The sequence below is a fragment of the Hymenobacter setariae genome (genome assembly GCF_007713685.1).
GTDB lineage: Bacteria > Bacteroidota > Bacteroidia > Cytophagales > Hymenobacteraceae > Hymenobacter > Hymenobacter setariae.
In genome coordinates this window covers 1,265,590-1,279,128 of the sequence record NZ_VMRJ01000001.1, presented here as the reverse complement: position 1 = coordinate 1,279,128, position 13,539 = coordinate 1,265,590, and the positions used below count along the sequence as shown (strand labels likewise).

Genomic DNA, 13,539 nt, shown 5'->3' with positions numbered 1-13,539 from the left:
GAGGTTACCAAAACATCTACCCCGCGCTTGCCTGTTATGCCCCCGACCTCACTTTTTTCGTCTGTCATGTCCGATACTACCAACGTTCTCACGCCCGAGCATCCCATTCTGCCGCAGCTCACGCAGCGCCGCAGCCCCCGCGCCTACACCAACCAGCCTGTGCCCGCCGAGGCGCTGGAGCAGCTATTTACTGCCGCTGGCTCGGCCGCCTCGTGCTTTGGCGAGCAGCCCTGGCGCTACTTGGTTGGCAATAAGGAGAAGCACCCCGAAGCGTTTGATAAAATCCTGCATTCGATGGGCGAGTTCAACCAAGTGTGGGCCAAAGAAGCACCCGTATTGGTAGCCAGCATCGCTAAAAAGACGTTTTCGCACGACAGCAACCCCAATGCCTGGGCCAAGCACGATGTAGGCCAAGCCACAGCCACGTTGGCCATTCAGGCCGTCGAACTGGGCTTGCAAATTCACCAAATGGCGGGCTTCTCGCAAGATGCCCTGCGCACGGCTTTCAACATTCCGGCCGACTACGACCTCGTAGCCGTGTTCACGGTGGGCTACCCCGCCCCGGCCGACGCTGTGCCCGACAGCCTGCGCGAGCGCGAGCTGGCGCCCCGCACCCGCAAGCCCCTCACCGAGTTTGTATTTGAAGGTGGCTGGCCGCTGCCCACCACCGAGCGCTACGACCAAGCCCCAGTGTAACCTAGGCGAACATCGTGGGAGTTTTAGCTAAATTTGCTGTCGGACAGCAAACTACTTGACTACCATGGTGCACGCTTGGCTACAAAAAGCTATTCTTGGTCTGCTGGCTGTTGTAGCGAGCATTGGCTTAATGCTTGGCTATGTACTGTGGCTAAGCCCTAAAGCTCGGCTAGGTAATCACAACCAACAGCAAGCTCATTTGGTACGGCTAGGTATGCCTGCTGGGCAAGCCCACCGGCTAATGGGTCCGCCGCTAGGGCGGCAACTGCTGACCGCTACGGGCGACACAATGTATAGCTATCAAGCACCTCCGCTTTCGTCAGATGGTGTGGTAACCATGACGATAAGTTCGGCGGGCGTAGTTAAAACAATAGGGCATTAAGCAAAAAGAGGCTGACAGTAGAAATGCTACTGCCAGCCTCTTTTTGCTTAATGCCCTATTGCGCTGCCAAGTCCTATAGCCCTAAGGTTAGGCTGGTGTGCTGAGCAAAGGCATTGCCCTCGCCACCACGACCAAGAGCCCGTGTAGCTAGCGTCGTTCTGGTTTACGCCGCATCGGCCAGCGGCAGGGTAAACCAGAACGTACTGCCCGCACCTAGGGTGCTCTCTACGCCCAATTCACCACCTTGGCTAGCTATAAACTCGCGAGCAATACTTAGGCCCAGGCCTGCGCCGCCTTGGGTAGGCAGTTGGGCAAAGCGGCGGAATATCTTGTCTTGGTCGGCGGGCGCAATGCCGGGGCCTTGGTCTTGCACGCTCACCCGCACATGTCGCCCATCGGGGGCCAAGCTGGCCACGATGCGCAAGTGGTCTAGCAGATGGGAGTAGCGAATAGCATTGGCCAGCAAGCTGAGCAGTACCCAGGTTGTTTTTTCGAGGTCGGCGCGCACGGCGGGGAGCGTATCGGGCACTTGCACCTCCAATACCAGCCGCTTGGGCTGTAGCTGCGGCCCGATGGTGTCCGTCACGAACTGCACCAGGCTGGGTAGGCGCACCGCCTTAAAATTGAGCTGAATCGTGCCTAGCTCTAGCTGCGACACGTCTAGCAGTTCGCCCACTAGCTTGCGCAGGTGCCTGTTTTCGCGCCCTAGGGTATAAGTAATATTATGCTGCTCGGGGGTGAGTGCGCCCGCCGCCCCGTCGTGCAAACGGTTGAGGCTAAGTTGCATAATGCTTAAGGAGTTTTGCAGCTCCTGCGATACGCTGGCCAGGAAGTGCCACTTGGCTTGGTCGAGTTGTTGGTGCTCGGCTACGTTGCGTAGCGTCAGCAGCCAGCCGCTGGGCAGAGTGCGAACTAGCAATTCATAAGGCCCCGTATTGGCACCTTGCGTGAGCGTAAATACTGGGTTAGGCTCTGAGGACGGGGCATTGAGATAGCCTAGCAACTGGCTAAATAGCGGGCTTTCGGCGGCTAGCTCGTCGGCCCTGCGGCCCACTAGCTGGGCAGCCGGTAGGCCCAGCAGCTGACTGATGGTGAGGTTGGCCACCGTAACAACCCGGTTTTCATCTAATAGCAGCAAGCCTTCGTCAAGGAGGTCAACTAGGTTAGTCGGCTTGGAGTTGGTAGCTCGCGGCCCCGCTACAGCACTAGTAGCTAAGAAATTGGTCATAGAGCCAGTAGGTTGAAAATGAAGTTGGTGGCTTTCGGTGGCTGGCACGTAGAGCACGCAGTCTAGCAGCACCAGCGCGCTCGCGATAAGGAGCCCCGCCGCTAGCCGGAGCGCCGGCGGCATGCCCTCGGCGAGTGCGTAGTCGGAGTGCGCGAGCGTGTTTAAGATATAAATACCGAGTAGCAGCAGTAGCCCTGCCGCCACACTTAGCAAGCGTTTGGTTAGCAGATTCATATACTAAAAAATGTGTGGCCCGGCTAAGGCCTCTCGCCTGGCTTGCTATCACCTAGGGAGAGGCCAGCCGCAGTAAGGCTGGGTGCCAGACTGCTTACAATAAAGGCTCGGGCCAAGTGGTACAAAGCCAGTGCCGCACCACCTTAACTATTCTTTGATTTGCTTATAAATAATTGTTTGATAAGGTTCTATGAATTGACAAGGTGAGCTGCCGATACTTGCTTGGGCGAGTAGCTCGGTAGCATTTCGCTAGGCTTGCTTGCGTTTTGCTAGGGGCCGAAAATGGCTGATAGCAAAAAAGCTCTTTACCGGGCACCAGCGAACTGATACCCGGTAAAGAGCTTTTATTAAAACCTAGCCTTGGGCTAGCTGCGCGATAGTATAACCACGCCGTAGGGTCCTAGGTCGAGGCTGCCGTGCTGTGCAAAGCCATCGTACTCGCCACCTTCGGCGTTGGTGCCGTAGCACGGGAAGTCTTGGAAATCCTGGTCGTAGCCGTGCCAGTCGGAGTTGAAGCGCACCGTCCAGTTGCCGTCCGCAGGCAGGCCGATGGTATAGCCCTGGTAGGGCTGGTTGGCAAAGTTGGCGATGACCACGGTCGCATTCTCGGGGCTATCAGTCCAGCGGGCGAAGGCCACGACTTTGGCGTCGTTGTTGACGTGGAATACATTACAGCCCTGGCCGCGCAGGCCGGGCGTCACGCCGCGCAGGTCGCGCCGCAGCGCGATGAGGTCGCGGTAGAGCTGCGTGAGGCCGCCGTGCGCCTCGGCCCAAGCCCAGTCGAGCGGTTCGGTGTCGTTGAACGAGCCGGGGGCGAGGAATTCCTGGCCTTGGAACAGCATCGGAATGCCGGGCGCCGTGAGCGTGAGGGCTGCGCCGAGCACCATGCGCTTCTTGGCAAAGAAGTTTTCGACGTCGCCACCCCCAATTTCTTCGGGTAGGCGGCTTTTACCGTTGGCTACCTCGTCGTGGCTTTCGGTGTAGATAACGCGCTGGAAAGCATCGCCATTGTAGTGCGTGCAAATGGCCCGGCTGATGGCGTGCATGTCACGGTCGCGGTCCTCCATCGTGGTCAGCGCTTGGTGCACGGGGTAGATAAATGAGGCCGACCACTGGGCCGAGAAGCCCTCGCCGCCCTGCTCGGTGCCGGCTGTGATGGCGGGGTTCGAGCGCAGGTCTTCGGCGATGGTGATTTTCCAGGGCTGGCGGTTCTTGATTTCCTCATTTACCCAGCGCATCAGGCTCCAGCCGTCGGGCAGGTCGGCGCCGGGGTCTTCCTCGCCGTGCACGTTGCGGATGAAGGCAATAGCATCCATGCGCAGGCCGTCGCAGTGATAGTCTTCGAGCCACATCAGGGCATTGTCCAGGATGTAGCGGCGCACCTCAGGGCGGCCATAGTCGGGGCGGTTGTGGCCCCAGGGCGTTTCGGCGCGCCAGTCGTTGTAGAAATAGATGCCGCCGCCGTCGTTTTCCTGCCAGCCGTCAAACTGCCACAGGTCAAGGTCGCCAGGCCCAAAGTGGTTGTACACCACGTCGAGCACCACCGCAATGCCGTGCTGGTGGGCAGCTTTCACGAGCTTGCGGAAAGCTTCGGCTCCACCGTAGTCGCTTTCTAAGGCGAAAGGGTTCGAAGGGTTGTAGCCCCACGAATAAGCCCCCGGAAATTCGGTGGCCGGCATAATCTCGATGCAGTTGATGCCGAGGCCTTGCAGGTACTCTAGGCGCTCGATAATGTCGAGGAACGTGCCAGGATGGCCCTGCTCTTTCACATTGAAAGTGCCCACGTGCAGCTCGTAGATAACGAGGTCGTTCCAGGCGGGCATTTGGAAATTGTCGCCTTCCCAGTCAAAATCGTTGGGGTCGAATACCAGCGAGTAGCCAGCCGAGTTGGTGACGGCGCGGGCGTAGGGGTCGTTGCGGGTCAGCTCGCCGGCCGGGGTTTGTAGCACAAACTTGTAGCCGTCGCCGGCTTTTACGCCGAGCAGGTCGACAGCCCAGTTGCCATCGGCTTCGGCTTGTAGTGGGTTGGCGTCTTTGTCCCAGTCATTGAAGGTGCCTACTACCGATACGGCAGTGGCGGCCGGCGCCCACACCCGAAACGTGGTGCCTTGGGCGTGTGGGAGGGCCCCGAAGCCATCGCGCACGGGCGCTTGGCTGGTAGGGGCGGGGGTATTTTTAGCTTTGGATGGAGCAGCTTTCGTTGTTTTCGAAGCAATAGACGCCCGGGAAGGAGCGGGCTCAGACAAGGTAGGAGTAGACATAAAAAAAAGCCGCACCGCTGGCCCCCCTATGGAGCCACCTGGCGCGGCCAGTTAAAGTCCACCTTATACGCAAACTAATCTTGTTAGGATATAATCCGGAAGCCTCGGCAGTAGCTGGCTTGGCCGCTACTAGCGTGTGCGGTGAGCCAAAGCACGGTGGCGGTTGAGGCCTAGGTATGCTAAAACAATAGCCACAGCCGTAAGCCCACACGCTGCTTTGGGCAGGGCCAGCGGTGCGTTTTTGGGGCCGCAGGCAACCGGAACAGCAGTTTTGGGGTTTGACCTACTCCCTAGGTTCCCGATTTTTTTAGTTGCGAGTTATGCCCCGTCCGCGTCCCATTGTTTTTGGTTTGTATGCCTGGTCACCCGACTACGGCTATAGTTACTTGCACCCCGCCAACCGGCGCTCCTTTGAGTGGCTGCAGCCAGTGGGCAAGGTATTTGAGAAAGTGAGCGACCTCGACGACGACAGCGAGTGGATAACGCTGCGCTACGACGAGCAGCAATTCTTGGTGCGCGGCGAGTTGTTCAAGGAAATCTATAACAAGCCACCCTTCGGCTTTGGCGACCTCGTGGAAGAAGTAAAGCCTGCCGCCGGTCAGCCCGCACACCGTGGTTTGGTGTCAGATATTTTCTGGAGCGAAAGCCTGGACCGCGCTACCTTCCAAATTGTGGAGCGCAAGCGCAAGCTGCCACAAGTGTTCGACGGCGAAGCACTGCGTAGGGTAGATGATTGATGGTCAATGGTTAGTTGTTAATGTTCAGCCATTAACAACTAACCATTGACCACTGATAATTAAATATGGAACGCTATGCCTAGCACTACGGCCACGGCGCCTAGGGCCAGCAGCAGCCCATATAGCTTGCCTGCAAAGCGCAGCCACTGGTCGTAGCGCACGCCGCAGGCGGCGAGCATGGCCATGAGGCCGCCGTTGGTGGGCGTTACGAGGTCGCCGAGGCCGGCAGCGTATTGGTAGGCTAGCACCGTGACCTGGCGCGAGAGCCCGATGAGGTCGGAGAGTGGCACCAATAGTGGCATGGTGAGCACGGCTTGGCCGCTCACGCTGGGCACCGGCAGGTGCAGCGCCGTGTGCACTACCAGCATACCTAGGGCCGCCAGTGCCACCGGCAGGTGGGCCAGCGGTGCAGCCAGCCCCTGCACAATGGTATCGACCACATGGCCCTGCTCGAGCACCACAAAAATGGCCCGCGCAAACCCGATAAGAATACCCGAAAAAGCCACGTCGCGGAAGCCCGCCACAAAGCCCTCAGCAGTGCCCGTGAGGCCTAGGCCACCCACCAGCCCCGCGCCCACGCCCAGCACAAAAAACAACGCCGACATCTGGTCAAAGTCCCAGCCTAGGCTTACCACGCCGTAGCCAAATACGCTGAACGCCACTAGCAGAAGCAACAGCACTAATCCTGGCTGGCCGCGGTGCGTGGTGGCCTCCTCGGTGGCGGTGGGGGAGGTAGTATCGGGCGCCACGCGGTGGCGGCGGGCGTAGCGCATGGTGCCCACTATCCAGATACCTAGGGCAATAACTAGGAACACCACCCGGTAGGCCCAGCCCGAAAATGGCGGCAACTGCGCCAGCTTTTGGGCAATAACTACCTGAAAGGGATTGAGCGGGCTGAAGGCCGCGCCCACCACGGCCGCCCCCAGGCTGGCCGCCACCGCCACAATGCTCGGGTAGCCAAGCCGCCGCATCAGCACAAGCAGCACGGGCACTAGGGCGATTATTTCCTCGCCCATATTCTCTAGTGCGCCCATAATGGCAAAGAGCAGCGATACTAGCGGAATGAGCACCGCCTCGCGTCCCTGAGCGCGGTGCAGCAGGCTATCGACACCATAACGCAAGGCTCCCGTTTGGTCGACTACCGTGAAGGCCCCACCGGCCAAAAAAATCAGAAACACTACTGAGCCCGCATCGACCAAGCCCCTAGGTAGGCTCACCAGCATGTTGAGGGGCGAAACGGGGGTGGGAGGTACCCGGTGGTAAGAGCCCGGCACCACTACCTGGCGCTGGGTGGCGGGGTCGAGGCGGCGCACAAACTCGCCGGCGGGCAGCACGTAGCTGAGCGCCGCGGCGAGCAAAATAAAAGCAGTAAGTAGCACCAGCGGGTGCGGAAAGCGCATTGAATTCATGGCCGCGAAGGTAGCCCCGCGGTTTTGGCGCCCTGTCGTAACTTCGGGATACCAAGCCATGACCTGCGCCACTTTCAAAACATTACATCAACGCCGCCAAGCCGAGCACCTGGCTCAGCACGGCCACGCCCTAGCCGAACGCACCGAAGACAGCTTCCGCCTGAGCCTGTATGCGGTCGAAAACTTCTACGCCGAGGTGTGGCGTAGCGCGGGCGAAGAAGCCATTCTCTTCATCCACGTGTTTGAGCAGCCCAGCGGCCTCAGCGACTACCTAGCCCTGGTGCGCCTGCCAGATTTTAAGTAAGGGGCAGCGTGGTTTAGGGTAGGGTAGTGCCCGCTTAGATGGTAGCGCTAAAGTCTAATAGCGCCCTAGGTAGCTGCTTGTAAGTGAGCTGGTAGCAATCGAAGCAAAGGAAGAAGTAAAATCCCCTTAGCGCGCAAATTGCCGTTTTTGCCGGGTACCAGCGCTGTTACTTCGGCCCATGAAGTTTCGCAACCTAGGGGCCTATCTGCAAGAGCGGTTCGCCCCCGTCAACATAGGGCTATTTGTCGTGCTATTTTGCACCGTGCGGGGCGTGGCAACCTGGGCCAGCGCCGTCTACCAGAACTCCCTCGTGCCCACTGCCGGGCTAGCCTGGGCAGCCCTGGGCGCGTTGGCTACTGTGTCGTTTTTCTTCCGCCTGCGGGTGTTTGATGAGGAAAAAGACTTTGCCCAGGATGCCCTTACCCACCCGCACCGCGTGCTGCAAACCGGCCGCGTGACGCTGCCGCAGCTGCGCCGCCTGGCCTGGGCCGGCGCCCTGCTAGAGCTAGGCTGGTCGGCCGCGCAAGGGAAGGCTACCCTGCTGCTGTGGACCGTAGCCCTTGGCTATAGCTTGCTGATGCGGGCAGAGTTTGGGGTGGGCGAGTGGCTGCGCAAGCGGCTGGTGGCCTACGCCTTGTCGCACATGTTTATCATGCCGCTGGTAGTGCTGTGGCTGTTCTCGGCCTATGCGCCGCGGCAAGCCCTAGGTGGCGAATACTTGCCGCTGCTCTTGCTGCTGAGCCTGCTGGGTGGCTTCAGCTTCGAACTGGCGCGCAAGCTGCACGCCCCGGCCGCCGAGCGGGCGGGCGTCGATTCGTATTCGCGGACCTTGGGCTATGGGCCGGCCTTGTCGCTCACGGTAGTGGTAGTGCTGGCTGGTGGTGCCGTGCAGGCCCTGCTGCTGCGCGGGCTGCACGCCCGCTGGGGGGGCTACGCTGTGCTTTGGCTGCTGCTGGCCTCGGGGCTGGCCCTGTACAGCACGGCGGCCCGCCACCCCCACGAGGCGCGCCTGCGCCAGGCCGAAAAAGTAGTATCGCTCGTTATGCTCACCTCTTACCTGGCCGTGCTGGCCGAAGCGTATGGCTTTGGTAGATAATCAATTGTTTGTGCCCGGTGCGCGGCTCCTAGCTGCGCCTGCCGCGCACCTAGGAGGCAAGGGTGCCGGCTTGCTGCGGCTACAGGCATTGGGTGCGCCCGTGCCTGGGTTTGCGGTGTTACCCACTGCCTTATTCGAGCCGGTGCTGGCAGGTCTGCCCACCACTGTGGCCGGCTTGGCCGAGCGCCGGGCACGCCTAGGTAGCTTTGAAGTGCCGGCCGCTACCCAAGCCGCACTGAAGGCCTTGTTAGCCGATTGGGGCTTTGGCGATGGACAGCCAGTAGCCGTGCGCTCCTCAGTGGCCGATGAGGATGGCGCCGCAGCCGCCTTTCCGGGGCTGATGGACAGCGTGCTGCACGTGAGCAGCTGGCCAGCACTGCTTGCGGCTGTGGCGCAGGTGGCTGCCAGTGCCTATTCCGACCGGGCCTTAGACTACCGCCGCCAGCGCGGGTTATCCTTAGCTGCTCGCCCGGCCGTGGTGGTGCAGCGCCAAGTGGCGGCGCGGGCGGCGGGCGTGCTCTTCACCACCTTCCCCGAATACCCACAGGAAATGGCCATTCACGCCGTAGCGGGCCTAGGCGAAGGGCTGGTAAATGGGCAGCTGGTGCCAGAAGAGTATTACTTAGGCAAAGCCGACGGGCAACTGGTAGCCCAGGTGCACGCCGACCTCACCCCCGACCCCTCCCCTCCGGTGGCGAGGAGCCAGACTACTCAACCGTCCTCTTGCGAAAAGCTCCTCTCTTCCGGAGGGGAGGGGGTGGAGGTGGGGTCTACGCCAGCCGCGCTACTCACCCCCATAACCCTGGCCGAACTCTATCACCTCGGCCAGCGCCTTGAAGCGGCCCTAGGTGGCCCGCAGGACATAGAGTTTGCCCAGGACCAAGCGGGCCGACTCTGGCTGGTGCAAGCCCGCCCAATCACCCAGCCCGTGCCTGAGGTAGTGGTGTACGACAACGCCAATATTCAGGAAAGCTACTGCGGCGTGACGACGCCGCTCACTTTCAGCTTTGCGCAACGCGCCTACGCCACCGTGTACCGCCAAACCATGCACGCGCTGGGCTTGCCCGCCGCCACCGTGGCGGCCCACGAGCCGGTTATCACCAACCTCCTGGCCTTGCAGCAAGGGCGCATCTACTACAACTTAAATAACTGGTACCGGGGCCTGTTGCTGCTGCCCAATTTTCGCCAGAGCAAGGCCGATATGGAGCGCATGATGGGTGTGCTCGAACCCGTCGATTTTGTGCACGGCCAGCGCAAAACGCTACGCCAGCGCCTAGCCCTGCTGCCCCGCTTGGCATTGACCCTAGGGCGCCTGCTGGGCAAGTTTGCGCGCTTGCCACAACGGGCGCGAGCATTCCAAACGCGCTTCGAGGCCGAGTACCAACGCTTCTATCAGCTGCCGCTGGCAGCCCTGGGCGCGGCCGAGCTGCTGGGCGAAATCGAGCACCTCAACCAAGCTTTACTCACGCGCTGGACCACGCCCATCATCAACGACTTTCGGGTGATGATGGCCCACGGCGCGGCCACCCGCCACCTGTCGCGGCTGGGCGTGGCTGACCCCGAAGAGTTTTTGAGCCGTTACCTAGCCGGTAGCCCAGCCGAACCCGGCGCGGAGGCCGAGCCCCTGGCTAGCCTCTTGCCCGCCCTTGCCCTACGCGAGCTGGGCGCGCTGGCCTGGCAAGAATTTCCGGCGCTGCTGCCACTGCTCGAGCAGCCCGGCCCCGAATTGCCCGCTCAAGTAGCGCAGCTGGCCCCGGCTTTTCACCAACGGGTGCAGCACTACGTGGCCCGCTACGGCGACCGCACCATGGGCGAGCTCAAGCTCGAAACCGAAACCATGCGCACCAGCGAGGCGCTTTTCTACCAGTACCTAGTGGCGTATCTGGCGCCGCCGGCCGCGCCTGCTGCTGCAGGAACGCTGCCCGCCCAGGCGGCCGCTGAGCTCACGGCGCGACTCAAGGGCCGGGGCTGGTGGCAAGCCCGGCAGGTGCGCGCCAGCCTAACCACGCTACGCCAGGCCGTGGCTCGCCGCGAAGCCTTGCGCCTCGAGCGCACCCGCCTCTTTGGCATGTACCGGGCTGCTTACCGGGCCCTAGGGCAGCTCCTGGCCTCCGCGGGCACCCTAGCTGCGCCGCTCGATGTCTTTTGGCTCACCGAAACTGAGTTGGCCACCGCCGCCCAGGCCGGAGGGGCGCAGTGGGCTGCACTAGCGGCGGCGCGCCAGGCCGAGTTTGCGGGTTATCGGGCGGCCCCGGCGCCAGCGGGCCGGCTGGTGGTGCCCAGCCGCCCGGCCGCGCCTACTGTCGCACCTGCCGATGGCGCTTTGCGCGGTACCGGCTGCTACCCGGGCCAGGTGAGTGGCGAGGTTGTCGTTATCACCGACCCCGCGCAGGCCGACCTAGGGGCTGTGCGCGGGCGCGTGGTGGCTGCCCTGCGCACCGACCCCGGCTGGGCGGCGCTGTTTCCGGGGTGCCGGGCGGTGCTCATTGAGCGCGGTTCGGCGCTGTCGCACTCTGTCATTCTTCTACGGGAGCTTGGTATTCCTACCATTATCAACGTGCCTGGGCTCACGCAGCGCCTGCGCAGCGGGCAGCACGTGCGCCTCGACGGGCGCAGCGGCGAGGTCGAAATAACCAACTAACAATCTTTGAAACCTAATATGCGTATATCGCTACTACTTTTAGGGCAACTCCGGCGCCACTGGCTGGCGCTGGGGGTGCCTTGCCCCTGATAATTATAATTACTATGTAGCCGCCGATTGGAGACCCCAGCCGGCGGCTATTGCTGCTCTGCCTTCCTTCCGCTTTTGAAAACTACGCTCCTAGCCTTCCTATGTCCGTTTTTTTAGACCGCTTGCCCTACGCCGGTGAGCTGCCCGCGAGCTTCGATGCCGTGGGCCGGCAGCCTTATGCCGGTTTGGGCTACGCGCCCGACGATGAGTCTGCCGCCGAGCTTTGTGCCCAGCTGGCTGCCACCTACGACATCATTTTTTACACCGACCACTGGAATATGCGCCTCGCAGGCCTGTTTCCGAAAGCCGGGGGCGAGGTCGCTTATTTCGGGTTTTGGGAAACGTCGGGGGCGCTGCTCCTCAACCAAGTAGCTTTCGAGCAGCTCTATAGCGATGCCGCCGAGCGAGGGTTTAAGGTAGTGCAGGGTCCGCTGCACTTTAGCACCTACTTTCGCTACCGGCTCCGGCTGGGGGCGGTGCCCTCGTGGCGGCAGTTCAACCGCGAGCCCGTAAACCCACCCTACTACCCCGGCCTGCTCGAAGAGCTAGGATTTCGGAAGGCACTAACTTTTGAAAGCCACCACTTGCTGGCCCAAGACGTGCCGCTGGTGTACGAGCAGCAGCGCTCGGTGCAAGAGCAATTGCACCAGCTGCCGTTCGAGTTTATTCCCCTCACGCCGCCAGTTTGGGATGAGCTGGAAGATGAGATTTTTGAGCTTATTCAGCAGATTTTCAGCCAAAACCCGGCCTACCGGGCCGTGAGCAAGGCGCAGTTTCGAGTGCTCTACAACCACGCGTATGCCGAGGGGCTGTGCCCGCACGCCTCGGTGCTATTTCGGCACCGGCCGAGCGGGCGGCTGGCGGCCCTCAGCCTGTGCCAGCCCAACTACCACTCGCTGGGCCGGGCTACTAGCGAGCACCCCGTATATACCCGCGACTACCCGCGCCTCACTACCCGCACCCTACTGGCCAAAACAGTAGGCGTGCACCCCGACTACCAGGGCCAGGGCCTGCAAGCGCTACTGGCCGCCTACGCCATGCAAGAGTTTCGCGCCCACTACGACGACGTAATTTTCTGCCTCATGCGCACCGGCAACCGCGCGCTACGATTTATCAAAAACTTACCTACTGAGGTGACTTACTATGCACTGTTTGAGCAGGAATTGGTATAGCGCTTAGTTAGTATCGTTTAACCATATTTGTCATTGCGAGCGTAGCGAAGCAATCGCATCAAGACGGAACCTAGGTGGTCTCATCCAGGTGCGATTGCTTCGCTACGCTCGCAATGACAGGCGACTAACTGCTAAGCACTAACAATTAACAATCACCCGCCATTGCCGCGAAAAAGCTTTCTATCACCCGCGGCAAAAATGGGTAGGGGCTGAGCGCATGCGGTAGTAGATAGAGCCCTAGGCGGTGCAAGCCAAACTCTAGGGTAGCCAGGCGGGTACCTTCCGCAAAGGCAGCCGCGTCGGCGAAGCAGCCGGTACAGGCGTGCAGCTGTTGGCGGTAGTAGTCTAGGTACTCGGCGCGGAGGTGGTAGCGGTCGGGCCCGAGCACAAAGCACAGTAGCTCCACTGCATCGTACTGCGGCAGGTGGTAGGTGGCCAGTTCCCAGTCGTAGGCCACCAGTTGGGGCTGGCCATCGGCGCCGGGCCTGAAGCAGGTATTGCGCGGATTCAGGTCGTTGTGAATAAGTGTTTTGGGCAGGGTGCCTAGGGTGGCCCAGTTGCTCGGTACTGCCCGAATGGCCTGGCTTAGCTGCTGCCGCCGCGCCGCCGAATACTGGTCTGGAAAGTGCCGCCCGGCGTGGTCTAGCAGCGCTTCCCAGAGCGGGGCAAGCTGAGGCCAGGTGGCCGGCGCGGCCTCGGGCGCTGCGGCGCCATTGGGCACGAGGTGGTGCGCGTGCCAGGCGGCGAGCTGGCGCAGGGCCGCCCGCAGGTGGGCATCGGTCCAGTGGGCGGGGGCGAGCACTGAGTTCAGCAGCTCGCGCTCGCTGAGGTCTTCCAGCACCACGAGGTAGGTATCGGTGGCAGGGTCGGCGTGGGTGGCCCACACGCGGGGCAGCAGGGCGGCGGCCGGGGTGGCATACACGGCCAGCTCGCGCCAGTGCGTGGCACCGAAGCCGGTGAGGTACTCGAAGGCCGGGTACACCTCGGCCACCGCCCCGCCGCAAGCCTGGGCCAGGCCCGTAATCATCTGGCAAATGGCGCGGGCGTGGGGCTTGGCCTTGAGCACCAGGCGCTCGGTGCGCCAAGGCTGGCCGGCCTCGCGTAGCTCGGCCTCCAGCCCAAACAGGCCGATGGGCTGCGCTGTGCGCCCGGCCGTGAGGCTGGACAAAATGCTGGTGGAGCTATCGAGTGGCCGGGGGCGCACCGCCCGCACTTCGGCCGCCTGGGTAGGAGAATGCTGGCGCAGCAGCGCTTGCAGAAAGTCCGAATTCATAGGAAATAGAAGAGGA

Annotated in this window: 10 protein-coding genes; 6 read left to right on the top strand and 4 right to left on the bottom strand. The window is 61.7% G+C overall.

Annotated features, from left to right (window positions below; all coding sequences use genetic code 11):
- Positions 1-66: 66 nt before the first annotated feature.
- Positions 67-696 carry a nitroreductase family protein gene (locus FNT36_RS05315; protein WP_233635691.1) on the top strand — a complete coding sequence of 210 codons (630 nt, stop codon included), beginning with the start codon at positions 67-69 and terminating at the stop codon, positions 694-696.
- Positions 697-1,241: 545 nt separating this feature from the next.
- Here FNT36_RS05315 and FNT36_RS05310 read toward each other — a convergent pair.
- Positions 1,242-2,540, bottom strand: a complete 1,299-nt coding sequence (locus FNT36_RS05310; RefSeq protein ID WP_144845069.1) for a sensor histidine kinase — start codon at positions 2,538-2,540, stop codon at positions 1,242-1,244.
- A 365-nt stretch (positions 2,541-2,905) separates the two neighbouring features.
- Positions 2,906-4,801, bottom strand: coding sequence for an alpha-amylase family glycosyl hydrolase (locus tag FNT36_RS05305; protein WP_144845067.1), 1,896 nt, complete (start codon positions 4,799-4,801; stop codon positions 2,906-2,908).
- A 320-nt stretch (positions 4,802-5,121) separates the two neighbouring features.
- Here FNT36_RS05305 and FNT36_RS05300 point away from each other — a divergent pair, with 320 nt between their 5' ends.
- A complete protein-coding gene (locus tag FNT36_RS05300) occupies positions 5,122-5,538 on the top strand; it encodes a DUF6960 family protein (protein ID WP_144845065.1) in 417 nt (138 codons plus the stop codon).
- Between the two features lie 59 nt (positions 5,539-5,597).
- On the opposite strand, the gene FNT36_RS05295 is transcribed toward FNT36_RS05300, so the two are convergent.
- Positions 5,598-6,947 carry a YfcC family protein gene (locus FNT36_RS05295; protein WP_233635690.1) on the bottom strand — a complete coding sequence of 450 codons (1,350 nt, stop codon included), beginning with the start codon at positions 6,945-6,947 and terminating at the stop codon, positions 5,598-5,600.
- 58 nt (positions 6,948-7,005) lie between these two features.
- Here FNT36_RS05295 and FNT36_RS05290 point away from each other — a divergent pair, with 58 nt between their 5' ends.
- From FNT36_RS05290 to FNT36_RS05275, 4 genes are all read left to right on the top strand, one after another.
- On the top strand, positions 7,006-7,251 hold the full coding sequence (locus FNT36_RS05290; protein ID WP_144845061.1) for a hypothetical protein: 246 nt from the start codon (positions 7,006-7,008) through the stop codon (positions 7,249-7,251).
- 178 nt (positions 7,252-7,429) lie between these two features.
- Complete coding sequence (locus FNT36_RS05285) at positions 7,430-8,347, top strand: UbiA prenyltransferase family protein (RefSeq protein WP_144845059.1); 918 nt, start codon at positions 7,430-7,432, stop codon at positions 8,345-8,347.
- Positions 8,331-10,988, top strand: a complete 2,658-nt coding sequence (locus tag FNT36_RS05280) for a PEP/pyruvate-binding domain-containing protein (protein ID WP_144845057.1) — start codon at positions 8,331-8,333, stop codon at positions 10,986-10,988. Before FNT36_RS05285 ends, FNT36_RS05280 begins: the two co-directional genes overlap by 17 nt.
- Before the next feature lie 191 nt (positions 10,989-11,179).
- Positions 11,180-12,250: an N-acetyltransferase gene (locus FNT36_RS05275; RefSeq protein WP_144845055.1), complete on the top strand. Its 1,071-nt coding sequence runs from the start codon at positions 11,180-11,182 to the stop codon at positions 12,248-12,250.
- A 145-nt stretch (positions 12,251-12,395) separates the two neighbouring features.
- Here FNT36_RS05275 and FNT36_RS05270 read toward each other — a convergent pair whose 3' ends face one another.
- Positions 12,396-13,523 (bottom strand): aminoglycoside phosphotransferase family protein, encoded by a 1,128-nt coding sequence (locus FNT36_RS05270; RefSeq protein WP_144845053.1) that lies wholly within the window; start codon positions 13,521-13,523, stop codon positions 12,396-12,398.
- Between the last annotated feature and the right edge of the window lie 16 nt (positions 13,524-13,539).